The sequence below is a fragment of the Enterococcus sp. AN402 genome, from assembly GCF_040719405.1.
GTDB classification, from domain to species: Bacteria; Bacillota; Bacilli; order Lactobacillales; family Enterococcaceae; genus Enterococcus; species Enterococcus faecalis.
The window spans coordinates 63,598-83,670 of record NZ_JBFDTM010000003.1; the positions used below are offsets into that span (position 1 = coordinate 63,598).

Here is a 20,073-nt window from a genome sequence, read left to right on the forward strand (position 1 = left end):
ATTCCACTCCTTATTTGATTGATTCCCTCCAATAAAAAAGAAAGAGAGCAACTCTTACTTCAAGAGCTCTCTCTTTTTTAATGTTCTATTCACTTCGAACAATTTTTATTTTCTTTTGACCCTATATAAAAAGGATTCTGGTTCAAATCTACTTTTTGAAAATTATGTTTACTTTTCTTGATTGGTAATAGGCGTCTCCACCATTTGACTCGTTGGTTCATCTATTTTAACTTCCGCTTCTTCTTTTTGTGCAGTCGTACCTATCATTGAATCAGAGACTGTCTCTGGTTCTTTTGGTTGGTCTTTGATTGGTTGTGGTAAGTGAGTAAAATCTTTTTGTACGTCTGCAACGGCTTGATTTTGCGTAGTTGCGATTTCTTTCACTTCTTTTACGGTATCTTGTACCTCACTTAATGTTTCTTGTGTTTCTTGACTCTTTGCGACAACCAATTGTTGTGAAATTTTTTCTTGATTGTTTTGTACAGCAACAGCAGCTGCTTCTGCTTGTGCAACTTCTGTTTGAACATTGACAGCCACTTCTGTATTGGTTTGCGCTTCATCAATTGCTGCACCAACCGTTTCTTTTGCCTGTTCTGCTTGAGGTTGCAATGTTTCTTCGTAGTGATTTTCTAGGTTTTCCAAGTTTTCATGCGTTTTCGTTGCATTAGAAACCTTGTTTTCAAAATCATTTGTTGCCTGGTTCGCTTTTTCTTGGGCGTTGTGAACTTCGACAACTTTTTCTTGTAGTTGTTGGTATGTTTGGTTATACAAAGCTGCATTAATCTCTTCTACCTCATTGTTCTCACTTACTAATGTCTTAATTTGTTCAGATAACTGATTATATTCATCGACTAAATGCGCTACTTCTGACCAATAGTTTGTTGTTTCTTCCCCATTCTTACTTAATTCTTCCACTTGAGTGAGTTGCGTTAACTTTTTCTGCACGTTTTCTAGTTGATGATTAATATTTTGTGCTTTTTGTGTAGCCGCTACTAGTTGATCTTGTGATTTTTTAATCAATTCTGAAACCGTTGGTTTTGTTGGTTGTTCGGGATCAACTGGTTGATCTGGTACTTCCGGTTGATCTGGTACTTCTGGTACTACTGGTAAATTTGGCTCATTAGGTACTAGCGGTTTATCCGGAATCACTGGTTTTTCTGGTAAAAGTATTTTATCGGTTGTATCTATTTTCCCTGGTAATTTTTCCATTGGTTCACTTGCTGTTTTCTCATTAGCTAACGCAAGAATTGTCTCCCGCTGTTTTTCTTTTTTGTTCGTTTCTCGAATCGCTTCCTTACGGTCCTGTTGAACAAGCGCATTCGCTAGTTGTCCTAATAAATCGCTTTTTATTTCAGGTATCTCCACACCAAAAAGTTTTGGTTTTTCTTCTTTTGTACGTTCAAAACCGCTAACTACTTCTGCTAACGAGTCTTTTGTTTTATGTGGCTGCTTACTTTTAATTTTTTTGTCTTTATCCTTGTTTTTTTCTTCATTCTCCGTCACTTTCCGTTCCCAAGGGGACTGTTTACTTTTTGGTGTTTGACGCTCTTCTTTAGGTTTTGTACCTTGTTGCTCTGTCTGTGCTTCCTTCTTTTCCCCCTGGTTGAGTGCGGCATAAGTCAAGCCACTTCCTAGTAACGCAACTGAACATAATCCAATAATTAGATATTTATGCTGCTTTTTAGCGGTTTCTTTTTGATTTCCGTTCATTTCTTTCATCCCTCTCAATTGTTGTGTACAAAAAAAGAGCTATTCTTTTTAGAACAGCCCTTTTTTTGCTTTTTTATTTACTTTCTCGTTCGTTATACGTATAATAGATTATGAAAAGAGGACATGCTCGAAACATGTCCCCTTAGAGTAAATGACCGATAGAAGATCGGCAGCATATATTTTGACGATACAAAAAAAAGACCGCCGTAAACCCGCTAAAGTCTACCGACGGTCTTTTTTGTTGTCGTCTTTTTTGCCTAATTTATAGACTTGTATTAATAGCGTAAGCAAGGCCAACACTTCTAATACAGACACAACTGCACAACTCCTTTGCCAGTTTTTCTGATTTACTATGAGTACTCTCATAGGCACCAGCTCCTTTGCGGTGGATTTATGCTACCGTCTTCAACTTCCATTTACTCTTGGTGATTATATCACATTTTTCGCTCTTTTTTTATCTAATCCGTAAAAGTAATCAGTGGAACAAAGAGTTGAAATTCGTAAATTCATTCATAATTTTATCCTCCGAATTAATGAACAGACTTACCAATTTGTTCCAAATTTTTCAGCCATAGCTGATAATTATCAGCAGCTTCTTTTCGCTCGTTTTCTGATAATTCTTTATTTTCCTTATCTTTGGCGTATTTTTCTAACAAGTTATGAATACTTTTGGCTACTTTAATTGCTTCGGATAATCCATTATCCTTCAATCTTTCGTTTATTCTCTCCGCTTCAGATATTTTTCGCTCTCTAAGAAGTTTATACGCCTGTTCGATTTCCTTACTTTTGATTTGTTTTGTTAGCGTATCGTTTTGAATTTCTTTATTAATAAGCTTTGCTTCTTCTATCTTACCTTGTTCTAAAAAAGCATAGCCTACCATTGCTTGAACATCACTATCCTGTGGTAACTTGGAAAGTTCTGTTACTTTCTGCCAATCTTTCTCTAAAAAAGCAAGATATAGCTGAGCTAACTGTGTATTAGAGTGTTCAGCTATTTTTTTCAAACCAGCTTTATCTTCTTTTTGAAATAACTCCTCAATTAGCTCTGGTTCTTTCTCAGGATATTTTTTTACTATTTCAGCGTACTTTTCTTTATTGACTAACTGCTGATACGTAGGCTCTGAACTAGTTTTGGCCGTCGATTGACTGCCCGCCATAAATTTCCAACCAATCACAATTAAGAGTATTCCTATCACAAATACTCCTAAAATTTTCAATTGTTTCTGGGAAAGTTTTATTGGAGAAACAACATGTATTTTTCTTTTAAGCTTCCCGACTTTTTGGGTATTTTTGGGCTTCTTCTCTTTTTTGAAGAATCTCGTTTTCTTTTCGTTCGAAAAACTAGCCTCCTGTAGATTCTTAAAAGAAATTTTGTATAGTAAGCCCTCCGCCTGCTCTGCCGTCATTTTCTTTTTTTTGACTAGTTGATTTAACTTCTTTTGTATATCTTTTTCTAGTGTCCATTCATCATTTAATTTTTCAAAACTTCCCCGATAAAAAGGATCTCCACCAACTTCCAATAGTTGGAAAGTTACTGCCTCCTTAACATACATGCATCTTGTGATTTCAATAAAATCTGCGAAGGGAAGTAACTCCAACGGTGGTTGTTTTTCTAAGACTTCAACGTTAGACGATAAAATCTCCACTTCTACAGTCATTTAAGAATCAACCTCCTAACCAACCCCAAACAGTATCTTTAATCCAAGTAAAGTTCACAATAATTGCTGCACCAACAAATGCTCCGAAAACCCATTTTTTTGCCCATTGTGCAATATCATGTCCCATAAATCTAGCTCCTCCATAAATGAGGACTGCTATACCTAATGCCGGATTAGCAAACTTTTTAAATTCCGATCCTAAACCAGTTTCAACGCCTTGGATTGTTCGTTCAACATCGGCAAATGCCGGCATCATCGTACTCACTTCAATCCATCCAAGACCAATAATCGTTTGAATTACAGCTGTAAAATACTTCACTTTTTTCTTAATTTTGTTTTTCACGTTGATTTCCTCCTAAATTATTCTACTTACTTTAACTATTCATTTGTTCCTTTTTTCCGTTCCAATTCTTTTTTCAATAGTCGGTCAATGACTTCTGATTGTTCATTTAAATACTTTTGGTGCTGATTATTAAGCCATTCTTCATAAGACTGTCCATTTAAAGCCATTAAAGATTGAACACGTTTTTTTATCGTTCCATCAATTTTCACTGCCATTGTTATTCCTCCTAAATTATTCTTAAATAGTCAATAAATCACTTGTCTTTCTTTTGGTACTACTAGTTCAAAAGGAATTTCTAATCGTGCTAAACGCTCACGTTCTCCTGAAAAATCTTTTACTGGTACTTGTTTGACAAATTTCTTTTTAAAGCCGTAATTTTCATAGATATACCCAAAAGCAACAATCGTTTCATTGTAACGTTCCGCTGGCTTAACGGATAAATAATAATCAAAATGAAACAAACAAGTAATCGGTGTCTCTACACTAACTTCTATTTCACTACTTAATGCCCAAAGCTGACCTTTGGCAACTTCAGCAGCTTCTTGTGTCTCGTAACTTTTCACCCAAGCTTGGCGACTTTTTAGCCATTGATACCCAAGTTTGTGTAACTCCATTTTAATAGGGAAGCCATTCTCAACTACCGTACAATAAATGGTTTCTTTCGCATCAGTCGCCCAACTTTCTAACTCGCCATAAAGAGCAGTTTCTTCTTCTAAAAAACCAGTGCCTAACATAATTGTTTGTTCTTTTTGACTAATTTTCCCTTGCTTAAGCAATTCCCCTAATAATTCCTTCACTATTTTCTCTTTTGCTTCTTCCTCTTGAAATTGCTCACGATTAACAACAACAATATGAGCAGCTAATAAGCGTATCAGTGTCAGCATGACTTCCACAGGCTCTCGTAACAAATTGCTCACTTCTAATACACGTTCTACTTCTAAATAGTTACCAAGTGTCCGTTTACGCTGTTTTGGAAGAACTCTTACAAAAAAATTTTTATACGCTTCCGCATTTAGGTAGGTCTTATCTAATAACTGGCAAAGCCACTTTTTTATATCTTTTTCACGTTCGTTCATCGAAAAATCACCGTCCTTTTCTGCGTTTTCGTTCTTCCTCAAACAATTCTTCAATGATTTTTGATCCTTCTTTGGTTGAATTTTTACTAGCTTCTGTAAAGCGTAACAAGAATTTAGTCACATCATCATTCGTTGCATCTGGAAACCTTGAAAAGTAGTCTATTTGTAGCCATTCCCAAAACCCGTGTTCATTTTTATTACTCATTTTTTTCACCCTATCCTTTTAATGTTTCGCCGAAGATCTCTTCAAATACCCCTCTATTAATAGGTGTTTTGATAAAAAAGACTGGCACATTAATTTTACCTAAATTTGGTTTCACATAGATACTTTTTTCTGGATATACTTCTAATGCCAAAGATTTTCCATTTTTAATGATATTCAACGTGGTGATCTCTTGAATGTTTTCTTCGGTAATTTGTTTGTTGTACCACATTTCCATTGCACGTGTATTCTTTAATCGAACTTTAACTAACTTACCTGTGTTTCCTCTCCACTGTAAGGTCAAATCTTTTTCTTGGATGGCAATTTCTTTCATCCCCTTTGCCTCTCTTTCTGCGACTACTGCTTCCAATTTTTCCCCTCCATAACTAAAAAAAGAAGGACAAGCAATTCGTCCTTCTTTTCGTCTTCAATTATTTTGTTTCTTTTCTACGTTTAAAGCCTAAGCCTGCTAAGCCAAGCATTGTAACTAAGCTACCAGCTACTGTTAATAAGACATTTTGTTTTTCGCCTGTTTGTGGCAATTCTGGCACTACACTTGCCTTTTCTACCACTAATGGCTCTACTGGTGCTTGTGGTGTTTTTGGTGTTGGTGGTACAATCACTGTTTTTTCTGGTGGCGTTTGTGGTTTTTCTGGCGTATGTGTCACTACCGTATTCGTTTTAATCTTCTCATTGTTGAAAGATTCTTCGATTGTGTTGTAAACGTCTCCTGCCGCAATTCGTTCTACACCAATGAACGCTTTCCATGAGTGTGCAACGTTTTTGTTTTCTTTTAGATTCATCGCATCTAAAAAGGCTTGACTGGCCGTGATTTTCACTACCCCTTGTTCAAAGGTCATCGTGAATAGTTTCGAAATGTCATCCCCTTTATTCACTTTGGTTCCGTCTGCTAAAACAAAATTAGAATTGGCAAACACAGACCATTGGCCACTAAATTTGTCATGTTTGACGTCTAGTTTGTCACTAAGCGACCATTCTTCCACAACACCAGCGTATTCTGCAGGAATGTCACTACTTGTAAATTCATAGAAGAATTTCTCCCCTAATTTGATTGTAGCGCCATTTTGACTTTGTTTGTCACCAACTTTAATGACCACATCCTTTTTAGGATTCACTTTTGGAATATGGTTGACAACGGTATTGGTTTTAATTCGTTGACCAAATGTATTTTGCTCCGCTGAATTATAAACATCCCCAGAAACATTGGCTTTGACTTTTGTAGGGAGCGTTACACGCAATTCTTGCCCACCATACGCTAGAATAAAGGCTTGTGGGTCTTTGGCAGAGATTGTCACCGTGCCTTTGGCATCGTCCCAAGAGATCGTGAACTGGTTCGTAATGTCTACCCCTTTAGAATCTTTGACACGAAGTAAGTCTTTGATTGGTGTCACTTTCGTTTCATCGTAATCATCGAAGAAAGAAACGCCTGTCGCAAGATCGACTGTGTCAAAAGCAAAGTCTTTATCGTACCCTTTTAAGTCCCAGGTCATTTCATAAGAAAGAACATCACCACGAGCCACTTTTCCATGATTAATGTCTTCCCCTTTCTTGTTATGAACGGCTTTGGTTGGTTTTGGATCATCAGGTGTATGCGTCACCACCGTATTAGAACGAACAAGCTCTTTGTTGTAGTTTTCTGTTTGTGTGTTTTCTACATCACCTGTTTTAATCCGTTCGACTTCCAGATAAACAGACCAAGCTTGTTTACCTACTTTATTGCTTCCTTCATTTAACGCTGCCAATAATGCTTGATTCATTGTAAACGTCAAGTCTTTATTGTCTTTGTTTTCTAAAAGAATGTAGGCAGAAATATCTGTTCCTGCTTTTAACGTTTTGTCCCCTACTTTAAGGTCATAGTTTGTAATAGCGTGCCATTTCCCTGTGAAACGATCATGGGTCGTGTCCAAGACATCATTCATGCCCCATTCTTCTGTGATTCCGCCATAGTTGGCTGGACGTTCGGAAGATTTCACTTCATAATAAATTTTTGTTTGTAACGGAATATCTTTATCATGTAGAGAAACACTGCCAACTGTACCGTTTTTATCTGCTTTTACATCTTTGGAAGGATTACTACCTGGCACATGGTTGATAACTGTATTTGTTACCGTTTCACCATCATTTGTCAGCTGAACAGCTGTATTTTCAAAATCGCCTTCTACATTTTTCACTACAAATGGCAAGACAAGTAAATATTTATACCCCATTGCTAATACAACGGAGCCGTCTGCGTTGGTTTTCATCATTGCTGTGACGGTGTTTTGGTCTAAATGAAGGTCATAAGAAGCGGTCACGTCTTTCGCTTTTCCTGAATTAATCGCTGCGGCAACAGCTTTTAAGTCTTTTTCGTTTAGACTTGCGTCTGCTTGATAAACTTTCACTTTGGATAAATCAATCGTCACTTTTTCTGCATCAAAGGTATCTCGAATCCCTTGTTTGGTTACTGTTTTTGGATCTACTTTGGCAAGTTCTGTCGTATCCCCTGTCACAATGTATTGTAAAGAGTCGCCACGTTTCACATTTAAATCATTGATATTTTTCTGACCATCAGTGACTTCTTTGTTCGGAACAAGAACAGGAACGACATTGGCTTTGTATCCATTAAATTCAATCGTTGCTTTTTCTGGTTCTTTAGGACTATTAAATTGTCTCTTCGGTGTTACAGATTTTGCATTTAAGTTGGTACTAAAAGCAAACCATTGCGCACTAGATACAGGCACATTACTTTTTCCTTTTGTTGTCATACCAAAAGAAAAGGAAATACGCCCATTGGCTAGACCTACACCTGAACCAAAGTACGCATTCTTGTGACCTACAGCGTCCCAATCACTATTTTTCAATCCAGAAGGTCCTGTGCCATAGTCAATATCTTCCGGTGAGTAAAATTTTCCATCCGCTTGTTTTTTCACATACGAACCATTAATGTATTTGAACGCATTGTTCGCACCAAAATCAGAAACAAATTCCGCATGCCCACCTTTATTCGTTAAACTTGAATTTAAAGAAGACAGCGCATACGCAAATGGACTATCTTTATCTGGTAGTACTTCTTTACCTGACGCATCAAAGAACTTAATCGTTAAGCGTGTTTTAACATCCTTACCATTGACTCTGTTTGTACCAATAAAAGCCGTGATAATCGGATCGTTTGAAAATACTGCATTTAACGTTCCACTTTGGCTTGGTGAGGATTGTAGCTCATAAACAAATTCTGCTTTTGTAATTTTGCGCCCTAAGTAACTAGCGTTTAGCCCTGTATAGGTCACTGTCACTGGTTTGTTTTTTTCTAAAAGAACCGCATAACCCCCATTAGCTCCAAGGTTTACCTCTTTGACAAAGGAATTCTGGAAGTTGCCAGTAGCTTTTCCGCCCATATCTTTCCGTAATTTCGTAAAGATATCTTTTGAATCCCCTGCATTTACTTTATTAAAATCAGTTGCTTTGATAAATTTTCCGCCTTTAATCGACGAAATTTTAGTGTCTTTCGTCACGACAGATTGATCAAACACTAGGTTTTTACTAATCGCTTCATTGACATAGCTGTTTTCGTTCTTATGCTTGTTGTATTCCGCGACTTCTTTCTCGTAGCGTTCTTTTTCTGCTTTGTTTTTTGCCGCAATTTCTGCATTTTCTTTGGCAATTTTTTCATTTTTGGCTTTTAATTCAGCTGCTTGTTGGGCAATCTTTTTCGCTTGTTCTTTTTGTAGTTGGTCTACTTCTTTTTCTTTTGCAGCTAAATCTTTAGAAGAAACGTTGCCTAAGTCTTCTGCTGGTTTTTCAACAACGGTAATGTTTGGATCTTTTTTTGCTTCATCAACTGCTTTGTCAACGTCTGGTGTTTCAAATTCTTTAGGAATGGACGTTGATTTATTCGCTTCATTTTCAGCTGGTGCAACTTCTGTTGGCTGCCCTAGAGGTTCATTGGTTGTTTCTGGACTGACTACTGGTTGTTCTTGTGATGATTTTTCAGCTCCTACTGTTGGTTGTTGCACGTTTGTGGTATCATTTGGGGTAGCTGAATTCTGTTCAGCTCCATTTTTTTCAGACGCTACTTCTTCTACTTTGGTCGGTTGAGAAGTAGTGTCTTTTTGTACTGTTACTTCTTCAGTTACTGCTGTCTTAGGTGCTGTACTACCTACCTGCGGATCGGGGTTATCGGGTTGCACCGTCGTTGTTCCTGGTTGCGTATCTAATTCCGCGGCTTGTACATTATCAGTAGCTAATCCTACAACTCCTAACACGCCTAGAAAAAGAATAGGGGCAGTTACCCAGCGTTTCTTAGCTTTGTACGTTTTAAACCGTTTTTTTACTTCTGTTTGTTGTTTCATGAATCATTCTCCTCGTAAACTTTCTTTTTTCATTCCTAATAGTTTTTCTTTACAAACAACGATTTCTTCCACATGGGGCACGTACACACATCATCCGTTCTCCTCCTTTCTTTTTGACAACTGTTTTCCTTTATGCTATAAAATAAGTAATTTGACATATTTTTTTCATTTTTCTTTTCAAAAGCTACCTATACCGCAATAGGTAGCTTTCTTTTTACTTACCTATTTTTTCTGAACAATATCCCATGGAATAGAGGAGCGAGTATCTTCTCGTTCCTCTTTTATACTTCTCCCTCATCTTCATCATCTATTTCTTCTGGTAAATACATATACGGTTCATCAAATAGCTTTCTGTAAAGCAATTCATCGTCTTCCGTCCATTTTTCATAATTTTTACGAGGGGTACTCCACTTCATCAACGTTTCTAAATTATTGTCGTTTAACTCAATTTTTTTCATTACTATTCCTCCTATTGTTTTTTTCTCTCGTAGCAAAGCTACTTATTGGCGTGGCAGGAGTCGAACCCGCTTCTTATCTCACACGAAGTCAGTTGCATCACCGCAATGCTACACGCCAACCTAAAAGGAGCGACCTTTCAGTTTCCTGTTTTTTTGAGATTGCCATTCTTTTTGCGGTAGGCTTATGAATGGTATAAGAGCTGTTGTTTGCCACGCTACCGCTCAACCTCTGTACGGTTTTTGCTAACCGGCAGCCGGGATCGTTTACCGTAAACCCTACTTGCTGGCAAGGATTCGCACCTTGCATAATCAAATAAAACAATAAAGGGCTTGTATTGCTTTATTTTAAGCGACTTCTATTCCGCCACAGCAACTTCGTTTTCTATTAAAAAAAGAGAACCGAAAGTATCTTCGATTCTCCTTGTATAATATCTTTGTTACTACTTCTTAATTTTTCATTCCTATAACAAATTGCCATCAATTAACAATACTTCGCCGTCTTCTTCAAGATCCTCTAAATCTTCAAAAGCTCTTTCAATTCCTGTTATTTCCTGCTCTCCCACTCTGCTGTCAGCAACCATTTTCAACGCTTCGTATTTATCAATTATTTTCATTTCCTCGAAGAACTCTTTTTCATTCTCTACGCCGCAAACAATATCCTTATAAAGTTTTAAACATTGTTTTTCATCTTCAGCAGCAATCAATGCTAAATAAGGATCTTTAATTTCATAAAAGTTCATTTATTTATCCTCCCTATTTTTAATTATTTTTCCGTCTTTTGTTCTTGAAACTGATCGCACCTGCTGCCATAAATAAGCCAATTATAGTCAACCAAATACTTCGTTGTTCTCCCGTTTGTGGTAAGGATTCTTGAGCTTTTGCTACTTGTTTCGTCTTATGAGGTTCTAAATGTGTTAATGCTTGTGCTTTTGGCTGTTCTTTTTGTTTAGAAAAAGATAACTGTTGGAGACCAGGTGTTTTGTCTGCTGAAGTAGCACTTGCTACTAACGTTTGGTTTTGTTTTGCTTCTCGTTCAAGGCGTTGTTGCTCTTTTGCTACTTGCTCTTGCAACGCTTCTTGTCGGCGCTGTTCGGCTTGTTGTGCTTCTAAGTCTCTTAATACGCCCTGGTACTGCTGTAGCTCTAACTTCGCATTAGAAAGGTCTTCTTGTGCTTGTGCATAAGCAAGTGTAGCGACGGCTTGTTGTTCTTTAAGTTCCTCCAATGATTTCAGAGAATTTTCATAGGCTTCTTGTGCTTGGACCACTGCTGCTTCTGCTTTGTTTAACTCGTTTAATGCTTTTTCGTATGTTGGTTGAGCATTTTCTAAACGAGACAATGAACGTGTACTTGTTTTAAGCGCAACTTGTTTTTGATTTAAGTTTTCTTTTGCTAAATCCAATACTTCTTTCAAGCTATCCAATGTATTTTCTTCTGCTTTTTGGGCTTCTTGTTTTTCTTTCAGCACTTTAGCAGACGTTTGTTCTATCGCTTGTGCGTCTGCAACTTTTGTTTTCGCTTTTTCTAAAACAGCAGCTCGATTTTGAATTAACTCATTGATTGTTACCAATTGATCTTTTGTTTGTTGAAGGCTTTTTTCTGCCTCCGCAGTTTGTCGTACTTTTTCTTCATAGTTTGTCGTACTCTTAGTCGCAACCGCTTGAAGATTTGCCAATGTCGCTTTATGAACAGATAGTTCTTTTTCTGCTGTTGCTTGTGTTGTTTTGGCTGCATTTAAAGCTTGCTGACTTGCACTTCTTGCTTGTTGAGCGTCTGATTCTGCTTGTTGTGCGGTAGCTAATTTTTCTTGATTGGTTGCTACTTCTTTTTGAAGGGTTTCTTTACTCTTAAAGACTGGTACACTTCCTTCTTCATAAGTATTTTGATCTACCAATCTTGATTGATTGTACCCAATAATATGAATTTTACCGGAAGAAAAACCGTGATTTTCTTCTGAAAGAGCAATTGCAGTATTTGTTTTATCTGCTTGTAATAATGATTCAGTATGTCCATAACCCATTCTTCCATCATTAAACAGCATATCGACTAAAACTTCCCTTGCTGCTCGCTCAAAATCTAGTACTGATATTTTCCCGTCTTTTGGTTGAAAGTATCCGCCACTTAAATTTTCATAAAAGTTTTGCCCTGGATACTCTTTAAAACCATTCTCTTTTGCTGCTTTATTAATTGCATTTTCATCATGCCCAATTTCATTAGGATTAGTATACTTCGCATTATCCCAAGCAAATTTTATATTTTGACTGGATACTTTTAATTTTTGCAAGCCAAGTTTTTCGCGAACGTCATTTAATAAACCAACAAAATAATCACTCATTTGTTTCTTTTGTTTTTCTGTAGGATTTTTGATATCAATCATTTCCGTTGCTTTTGCCGCATCTGCTTGATTTTCAGGAAAAACTTTATTTAATGCTAATGCTTCTTTTTCCATTGCTTGTTTTTCTTGTTCAGATAATTTTTTGTAATAATCAGGTGTGAAATTGGCAGGCAAGTTAATTCCTTTATGTCCTTTTAACTCTTCTTTTGAGCTATCTAAAGTATTCTGCGCTTGCTTTGTTGCTGCTTGCTTGTCTTTCAAAACATTTTCTTTCGCAGTTAAGTCTGCCTGTTTTGCAGCTGTATCTGCTTTTGCGTCTGCTACTTTCTCTTGACTAATTGTCACAACAGTTTGTTGGTCTGCGACTGCTTGATCGTCCTTCGTTTTTTGATCTTTAGCTTTGGCTTCTTCTTTCTGTTTGTTAGCCAATTCTGCTTCTTTTGCTGCTTGTTCTTTTTCAGCCTTTGCTTTTTCCGCTTCCGCATTTTTCGCTAATTCTTCAAGCTTGGCTTGTTCTTGTTTTGCAGCTGTTACTGCTTGTTGATCTTTTTCATTTTGCACTTTAGCAGCAGCCGTTTCTTTTGCTTTTTCATCGACAACAGCTTGTTGTTGGTTAACGTCTGTTTGAGCTTGATCCACTACTTTTTGTTGTTCATCAACAGCCTGTGTATCCGTAGCCACTTGCTCTTTAGCTTTTTCAATGGCTGAAGGTGTTGCTTCATCCACGACTTTTTTAGCTTCGTCTACAACTGCTTGTTGGTCAGTCACTGCTTGTTGACTTTGATCCAATGCGTCTTTGTTTTGATCGACCACTGCTTGTTGGTCTTTAACAGATTGATCAATGGCGTCTTTTTCTTTTTTCGCAGTGTCAGCAACTTGTTGTTTTTGATCGACAATTGCTTGTTTCTCTGTTACTTGTTGCTGTTTTTCAGTAATGGCTTGCTCCGTTGTTTCTGTAGCTTTCACTGTTGGTTGTTCTGTAGAACTGTTTTCAGGTGTTTTTGGTTGCGCTTGTTCTGCTGCCTGTACTTCATTTCCCCCAATACCTGCAACCCCTGTTGCGACTAAAATACTTAACCCTGCACTTGCGAACTTTTTCATTTTGCTTTCCTCATTTCTTATTATTTTTATTGTAAATGGGATACCCATTGTCTTTACGCCATTGTTGTAACGCTGTAGTTGTTATATGGAATTCTTCTGCTATTTCTTTAAACTGTAAACCCATTCTTTGATAGGCTTCAAATCTTTCCTTGCTAATATGAGAAGAAAATTGCCTGGTGCTTGCTGTTTCTATCTTTTTTGCAAGTTCTTGTATTCGTTTAAAACGCTCGGTATCTTCATTCCTATACCAGTCTGCGTCTTCATTCATCAATGCCAACATCTCTTTACGCCAGATACTTTGCTCTTTTTTTGTCATACCCCTCTCACCTCAAATTAATAGTAACAAAGCCTTCATTATTAAAAAAATATTACCCTTGGACCCCTTAGAAAAACACTCCTATGTCTTCATGTTCACTTTCCTCCTATTGGTTTTATGGTAAATATCCTCGTCTTACTTGATCCTTTTGTTTGCTAGCTTTTTAGCAATTTTTCTACAGATTTTACTGATCGCAGGGTTTATAGCGTTAGCAACCCCAAACTCTAAAAAAGTATCTGGCTCCCTTTAAAACAAAAGATCATCGCACGAAATCTTTTTAGTTACTGTGTCACACCCATAATCACGTACCGCCTTTATTCTGACCGTACTCTTTAGGTAGTTTATCCTTACCTAGCCCTTTAAAGACACGCTGATTGACTAGATAAGTCCTGTAGTATTCATTTTTTAAGGATCTCCCAAATTTTGCAAAAAAGTTGACGTGTAGCCAGTTTGCACCTTCGTGTCCGTGTGCTTTTCTGCATCCTTTTTCGATAGCTAACCTAGCTATTGGTAAATTGCGCATGTTAGTTAAAACTAACAAACAAAAAGACCAAGTATAAAAACCCAAATTCACTACTTATAGCTTCTCATTTTATTGCACCATTCCCTAAATTCATTTTCTTCAAAAACCTTATAGTTGAACGGTGCATTGAGTAACATCTTTTGTCGTTTAACCATTTTTTGGAACGCTCTACATTCAAGTTTTAACGGAAGTTCCGAGCAACCACGATAACCGACTACTTTTCCATCAAAATAAATCAGTTTTACTTGTCGAAAGAAACGTTCCATGTCTTGCTCCGTTTCAAAACTCACAGGATTGATCAACAGATTTCTTCCTGAAAAATCATATACAATGCGTTCTGTTGTGCCGTTGTACAATTTAAATCTTTGTCGATTAAACAAGGTCAGTTGACACGTAATACGGTGCAAGTCTGTTGCTTTCAGTTCAATCATTGATTCACCTACTTTCTAAACCAAGTAGAAAAAGAGCCATGCAACACGTTGTTTGCACGGCTCTTACGAGTAGTTCCAGTACAAACAATGCGTGAAAGCATTGAATTATTCCACAAGCGGGTCATTTTTACAAAATGAGAATACTTGCTACTTGGTTTTTTATTTTTTCAATAAATTAATAGACAACAAAAAAGCGGAGAATACATACATTCACTGTATACATTCTCCGCATGCTGTCTTGTTCTACAATCAATAATTAATAGGAATAAATCTTTATGAAAAAACTAAAAATCCTGAAATATATGGAAATTATTCATAAAAATTGTTATACTATAGATTGTTGTAACATAATTACAGCGAGCGAGCCGATTACAGTTCATGTTGTACCATGAATTGTTTAACTACCCTCTAGGATTACCAGTCCTATGGTAGTCGGTTCTTATTTTGTTAACTCTAAAATTTTTGAGACGTTTACGATATTAATGTAACTGTTAATACACTAATTATACTAAGGATAGATAATATTTTTTTGTTTTTCATAAAGATATTCCCTCCCCACATATATAATAGCATAAACTTGATTCTTTATCAACGATTTTTATAATAAATTCTAAATTTTATAAATATAAGGTGCTTTTTAAATCAATTTTATCCATCTTTTTTATGCTATTTTTAGCCACTTTTCTTGTTTTTGATAACAAAACATATTTAACTGGGTTCTAAATTATGCTATTTATAGGGGGTTTTAGAGATTGTTTAATCCAAAAAAAATCAAAGAAATTAGAGAAGAGCTTGGTTATTCCCAAACAGATTTTTATGAAAACATAATGTCAAAAGCTAGCTATCAAAGATTTGAAAAAAACGAGAAAGAATTATCACTACAACAACTACAAAAAATTTGTGATAAAATTGCAATGCGACCTGAAGAAATTTTATATTGGTCCGACGTAACTCAATTAGATTCATTGCCTTTCTGGAAACAAAAACTAAATATTCCCAATTATTTATCCTCATCTGAAGACTTTTTGGAGAAGTTCACGGAAATTGAAAACGACAAAGATAAAAGTTTTGGTCATTATTGTTTGTATATTACCATGATTTCATTAGGTATTCAGGAGAACTATCTCGATAAAGATTATTTTTCAAAAAAAGACTTACGACAGCTTAAAAACAAGTACAAAAAACGTAAAATCTTTTATTCTTTTGATTACGAAATGGTTAGTAATATGGTTTTTTTCGTAAATATACAAGATATATCGTTTTTAATAGATAAATTATTTCCTGTTACTGAATCACACGGAGTTACTTTTGATTTTTGTGTACAACAGTGCCTTAGTAATATAATTTCTAAGTGCCTACATCAAGAAGAGTATTCTCTTGCTCTAGACTATATAACTACTTTCAAATCACTAAGGAAAATACCTAGGTTTCATATTGGTCTGTCTATAAACTTAGAAATTGTTTACTTAGAACAACTAACCAGTTTTCTTCAAACGAGAGATATTACTATCTTTTTAGAAGCTGTCCAAACTGCAAAAATGTTTAAAAAACTAGGCTATATTTCCACTTATGAAAATCTTGATAATGAACTAAGATCTATTTCTCAAAGAGAAAACTTTGTTTATCCAGATAAAAATGTTTTTGCTACACAGCCTTATTCTAACGATCTATAAACTAAAAAATCATAAGGACTACGCTTTGGATGAGACTGTAGTCCTTATGATTTTTTTAAAATAAACTGTTTAAAATACCTATTCCCCCAATAATATTACCTATAGCTCCTCCTAAATTTGATAAAAGAAAAACAAGCCCTATCTTTATAAGTCTATTACTGTAAATAGTCTTAATTGATAAAAAATCATCTTGAACTGTTAAAAAATCTCTAACAGTAGGTTTTTTAACAGTAGCTTCTACTAAAGCTGAAAAAACACCTACTGACAAAACCGGAGACAACGCACCTACGGGAGCCATTATTAGAGACGTCAGAATAGTTAAAGGACTAGGCAATGCAAAGCAAGTAAATATCGCTGCTAAACCACCATTCCAGACCCACCATTTTAAAAGCTGATGAAACCCAACTTGAACACCCGAAAAGAAAGATACGGCGAGTAGTAAAATTATCGTTAACGGAAATATAAACTCAATTAATTTACTACTCAACTTTCTAGAAGGAATACTTGTTAATTCTGAAATATCATAATTTTTTTCTTCTTTTAATTTTTCTTTAATGCCGTTTATGTGCGCCTTACCGACAACAACAACATTCACATCATATTTGGATTTTTGTAAATTAGTTACCATGACTTTATCTCTTTCCGTTATCATGTCGTCGTATATAGTTGGAAATTTCTTTGAAAGTTGGATAAACACATTATCAAAGCTATCTGACTCTAAGAAATCTTCCAATCTTTCAGTCTCAACATCTTCAAATTCTGAAAAAAAAGTCATTATTAATTTGGGCTTCTGTGTAAAACTTAGATGCCTCCACATTCTTTTGAAAGTCACTTGTATGTCCCTATCTATTAATTGAATATCAGCCCCTACGTTTTCAGCACTCTCCAAGGCTTGAATTAGTTCTCCTGCCTGTATAGTACCTTTTTCCTTAGCTAATTTTCTTTGTAATACCCCGTAAACAATATTAGAGAACAACATTACTAATTTATTTTGTTTGATTATCTTAATAATGTCTGTTTTGGCCCATTCTTCAGGACTAGTATATTTTTGGTATCTCTTTTGATCTAACTCGACACAAACACAAGCTGGCCTAACTTCATTAATAACGTTTTTTACAAGTTCCGCACTTTCTTTTGAAATATGATTTGTCCCTACAAGATAATATGTTTTATCTTGTATAACTAATTTTTCTACTCCATCCATAGCAAGCTCCATTCTCTATTGAATTTTCATTTTTTATGTTAATACTTTGCTCTAGCCGAATGGATGAAAACATTTTAAAGTTTATTTTTATCAAATAAACTTTAAGTAGGATGCAAAATAAAGTATAAGATCTATTAAAACAAATAAATCAATTTACTTAGTTTTCAATCCAATTATGCAAAGTAATTTCAGAATTTTTAGAAATATTCCTATTTTTTATATTTTCTTTTTCTAATACACATTCAACAAATAAATTGTAAAAAGACTTGTAAAACAGACCTTGGGGACTTTTAATTGTAGAATCTGTAGTAATCTTATGTTGAACACGACGCAAACATTTTTCTATTTCTTCTTGATAATCTTCACCTAACAATACCGTATTATACTCTTTCTCTGCTTTATTTTTAGCTCGAATAATTGTTCCAACTTTTTCATGAGCTTCTTGAATTGTATTTGAAAAAAGCGCTATATATTTTAAGCTGGATTTGTTTAAAAATGTTTGTTCTTGAACTTCATGAAACTGATCTAATAAAGTACGTTGTCGCATCTGCTCGTTATTCGTATCTTTTGTGTCTAATGTATCTAAAGAATTATTTATATAGATATTATCTTTTACTTGTGCGATTTCAGCATATCCAGTTTTATCAAGGGTTTCAGACATTTTTTTACGACGTGCGATTTCAGCATATCCGCTATTATCAAGAGTTTCAGCGTTTGTTTCACGGTGTGCGATTTCAGCATATCCAGTTTTATCAAAGGTTTCATCAGTTGTATTTGTTGATAAGTATAAATCTTTTTTTTCTAACTCTGGCTGTAAGAGATAATATTTGTTTGCTATGTTTTTTCCAGCTTTCGCATCGAATCCCCCTCTGAGGACTTCCAATAAGCCATACTTTTCTAATTCGTCTAGGGTAGATTTAACTTTTCCTTGATAGCAATTTAACATCTCCATGAGATCCTTTTGTTGAAAAATCAAATAGATCATTCCGTCTTCGTCAATCCAGTTATTTGTGAGAGCAAGAGAAATTTTGTCTTTAAAAAGCATATAAGCAATTTTAGAACTATCTTTCATGGATTTGTATTTTTTATTTTTCAACAGAAACTGTGGGAATTTCCAAAATAGCTCTGAGTAGCTGTTTTGATAACTATACCCCCGTTCTTTAATATTCGTCATTATTTTACATACTCCTTTAGTAAATATCCTTTATTCGCATAGTAAGTAATTTAAAAATATCAAAGACAAAAGAGGTTGGCAAGCAATAATAATAGCTAATTCAATTAGTTACCACATTAAATTCAAAGAAAAAATATTTAGCTACCACTCAATCTTGAAAAATAAGTATTTAACCACCACCATTAATGTCAAAAAAATTTATTTAGTTACTACCTGAATATATAATTCACTTCTACTATAAAATAAATTATCTACCACTTTTAATAATCAATTAGTTACCACTTTTAATTTATTTATCTACCACTTATTTTTTGTATGAAAATGTATAAATAGTAGTAATAATAATAGTTATCTAATCAATTAGTTACCACTTTTAATTTAATTACCTACCACTTTAAATGTTAAAACACTATGAATTAATTACCACCTAAAATATAATTAGTTACTACCTTTTTCAACAATATAATTAATTATCTACCACTGTAAATACATAAATAAATTATTTGCTTACCACCTTTAAATAAATTGAATACCACAGTAATTATTGTTGGATTGAAATTAATTACTACCTTAAGTATTTATGGTGGTATTTAAACTAGTTATATTTTTGGTGGTATGTTATAATATTTGTAAAATTGTACTTAGAGAGGAAGTTGCATGTATGGCAGCAAAAAAATATGTAATAGGTAACTTTAAAGGTGGCGTCGGTAAAAGTACTTGTGCTCAAATGTTTGGATTTGAGTCAGCAAAATTTAAAGAATTAAAAACATTAATCATTGATTTAGATATGCAAGGAAATACTTCTGATGTTATGAACTTAACGCATATGAATTTTTCTAAAGAAGAAGGTGGCGGTGAAGGTGAGTTAATCGAATATACCAATACAATTACTGATGTACTTATCTCTAACATTGATCCACATGATGCTATTTATAAGATTATTGACAATCTATATATATTACCTGCGGATATGTCATTTGAATTATACGATGATTGGATTAAAGATAGATTTCCTAATTCAATTGATAAGTTCAAATACATGGAAGAAAAACTATCCCCTCTATTTAATGATTTTGATGTCATTTATTTGGATGTACCTCCATCAATTTCTATTTATAGTAAATCAGCTATGTATATAGCTGATTGGGCTATTGTCGTGCTACAAACCCAAGTTAAATCTATGCGTAATGCTATGCAGTATTTGGAATATATGGACTTCTTTACTAATGAATTTGATACAAATTTAAAAGTTGCTGGTGTTGTTCCATTTATGTTAGAAAGCGGTGATTCTGTAGATAAAGAAATGTATCAACAAGCACAGGAAATCTATGGAGAGCATTTAATTAAAAATGTTGTGCTAAAAAATGCACGACTTAAAAGATATGATGGATCAGGTATCACTACTGAAGTAACTAAAAAAGGAAAATTAAAGCAATGGGATAAAAGATGCCATGAATTATTTATTAACATTTTGGACGAATTAGAAGAACATGAACATTGGTATGAAGGGTAGGTGTAAAG

The 20,073-nt window shown here is 34.9% G+C and carries 18 protein-coding genes and 1 tRNA gene; 2 read left to right on the plus strand and 17 right to left on the minus strand.

Going from position 1 to position 20,073, the window contains the following annotated elements:
- Positions 1–168 precede the first annotated feature (168 nt).
- The 15 genes from AB1I62_RS00880 to AB1I62_RS00950 form a co-directional block, all read right to left on the minus strand.
- Positions 169–1,710 (minus strand): cell surface protein, encoded by a 1,542-nt coding sequence (locus AB1I62_RS00880; RefSeq protein WP_367018875.1) that lies wholly within the window; start codon positions 1,708–1,710, stop codon positions 169–171.
- A gap of 530 nt (positions 1,711–2,240) precedes the next feature.
- The gene (locus AB1I62_RS00885) at positions 2,241–3,368 is read right to left on the minus strand and encodes a hypothetical protein (RefSeq protein WP_367018877.1); all 1,128 of its coding nucleotides are present in this window, start codon (positions 3,366–3,368) and stop codon (positions 2,241–2,243) included.
- Between the two features lie 7 nt (positions 3,369–3,375).
- Complete coding sequence (locus AB1I62_RS00890; protein WP_010829142.1) at positions 3,376–3,711, minus strand: hypothetical protein; 336 nt, start codon at positions 3,709–3,711, stop codon at positions 3,376–3,378.
- A gap of 35 nt (positions 3,712–3,746) precedes the next feature.
- Positions 3,747–3,926 carry a hypothetical protein gene (locus tag AB1I62_RS00895; protein WP_002360809.1) on the minus strand — a complete coding sequence of 60 codons (180 nt, stop codon included), beginning with the start codon at positions 3,924–3,926 and terminating at the stop codon, positions 3,747–3,749.
- Between the two features lie 30 nt (positions 3,927–3,956).
- A complete protein-coding gene (locus tag AB1I62_RS00900) occupies positions 3,957–4,787 on the minus strand; it encodes a hypothetical protein (RefSeq protein ID WP_367018880.1) in 831 nt (276 codons plus the stop codon).
- Between the two features lie 7 nt (positions 4,788–4,794).
- Entirely contained in the window at positions 4,795–4,992 is a 198-nt protein-coding gene (locus tag AB1I62_RS00905; RefSeq protein WP_010829144.1) for a hypothetical protein, read from the minus strand.
- Positions 4,993–5,002: 10 nt separating this feature from the next.
- On the minus strand, positions 5,003–5,359 hold the full coding sequence (prgU, locus tag AB1I62_RS00910) for a pheromone response system RNA-binding regulator PrgU (RefSeq protein WP_048947141.1): 357 nt from the start codon (positions 5,357–5,359) through the stop codon (positions 5,003–5,005).
- Positions 5,360–5,420: 61 nt separating this feature from the next.
- Positions 5,421–9,338, minus strand: coding sequence for an LPXTG-anchored aggregation substance PrgB/Asc10 (gene prgB / locus AB1I62_RS00915; protein ID WP_367018882.1), 3,918 nt, complete (start codon positions 9,336–9,338; stop codon positions 5,421–5,423).
- Positions 9,339–9,619: 281 nt separating this feature from the next.
- On the minus strand, positions 9,620–9,796 hold the full coding sequence (locus AB1I62_RS00920) for a hypothetical protein (protein ID WP_164548981.1): 177 nt from the start codon (positions 9,794–9,796) through the stop codon (positions 9,620–9,622).
- A gap of 45 nt (positions 9,797–9,841) precedes the next feature.
- Positions 9,842–9,914, minus strand: a tRNA-OTHER gene (locus AB1I62_RS00925).
- A gap of 343 nt (positions 9,915–10,257) precedes the next feature.
- Entirely contained in the window at positions 10,258–10,536 is a 279-nt protein-coding gene (locus AB1I62_RS00930; RefSeq protein WP_126263878.1) for a hypothetical protein, read from the minus strand.
- Between the two features lie 19 nt (positions 10,537–10,555).
- Positions 10,556–13,231: a surface exclusion protein SEA1/PrgA gene (sea1, locus tag AB1I62_RS00935; protein WP_367018883.1), complete on the minus strand. Its 2,676-nt coding sequence runs from the start codon at positions 13,229–13,231 to the stop codon at positions 10,556–10,558.
- A gap of 10 nt (positions 13,232–13,241) precedes the next feature.
- Complete coding sequence (locus tag AB1I62_RS00940) at positions 13,242–13,547, minus strand: hypothetical protein (RefSeq protein ID WP_010715949.1); 306 nt, start codon at positions 13,545–13,547, stop codon at positions 13,242–13,244.
- Positions 13,548–13,848: 301 nt separating this feature from the next.
- Positions 13,849–14,070, minus strand: a complete 222-nt coding sequence (locus AB1I62_RS00945) for a hypothetical protein (RefSeq protein WP_002385566.1) — start codon at positions 14,068–14,070, stop codon at positions 13,849–13,851.
- Between the two features lie 50 nt (positions 14,071–14,120).
- Positions 14,121–14,501 carry a type III secretion system protein PrgR gene (locus tag AB1I62_RS00950; protein WP_104890987.1) on the minus strand — a complete coding sequence of 127 codons (381 nt, stop codon included), beginning with the start codon at positions 14,499–14,501 and terminating at the stop codon, positions 14,121–14,123.
- Positions 14,502–15,253: 752 nt separating this feature from the next.
- On the opposite strand from AB1I62_RS00950, the gene AB1I62_RS00955 reads away from it, so the two are divergent.
- Positions 15,254–16,174 carry a helix-turn-helix transcriptional regulator gene (locus AB1I62_RS00955; protein WP_367018885.1) on the plus strand — a complete coding sequence of 307 codons (921 nt, stop codon included), beginning with the start codon at positions 15,254–15,256 and terminating at the stop codon, positions 16,172–16,174.
- 55 nt (positions 16,175–16,229) lie between these two features.
- Here the strand turns inward: AB1I62_RS00955 and AB1I62_RS00960 are convergent, their stop codons facing one another.
- Together AB1I62_RS00960 and AB1I62_RS00965 are read right to left on the minus strand one after the other, a co-directional pair.
- Entirely contained in the window at positions 16,230–17,390 is a 1,161-nt protein-coding gene (locus AB1I62_RS00960; protein ID WP_367018887.1) for a TraB/GumN family protein, read from the minus strand.
- 145 nt (positions 17,391–17,535) lie between these two features.
- The gene (locus AB1I62_RS00965) at positions 17,536–18,552 is read right to left on the minus strand and encodes a replication initiator protein A (RefSeq protein WP_192190569.1); all 1,017 of its coding nucleotides are present in this window, start codon (positions 18,550–18,552) and stop codon (positions 17,536–17,538) included.
- 661 nt (positions 18,553–19,213) lie between these two features.
- On the opposite strand from AB1I62_RS00965, the gene AB1I62_RS00970 reads away from it, so the two are divergent.
- Positions 19,214–20,065 (plus strand): ParA family protein, encoded by an 852-nt coding sequence (locus AB1I62_RS00970; protein WP_192190570.1) that lies wholly within the window; start codon positions 19,214–19,216, stop codon positions 20,063–20,065.
- Positions 20,066–20,073 lie beyond the last annotated feature (8 nt).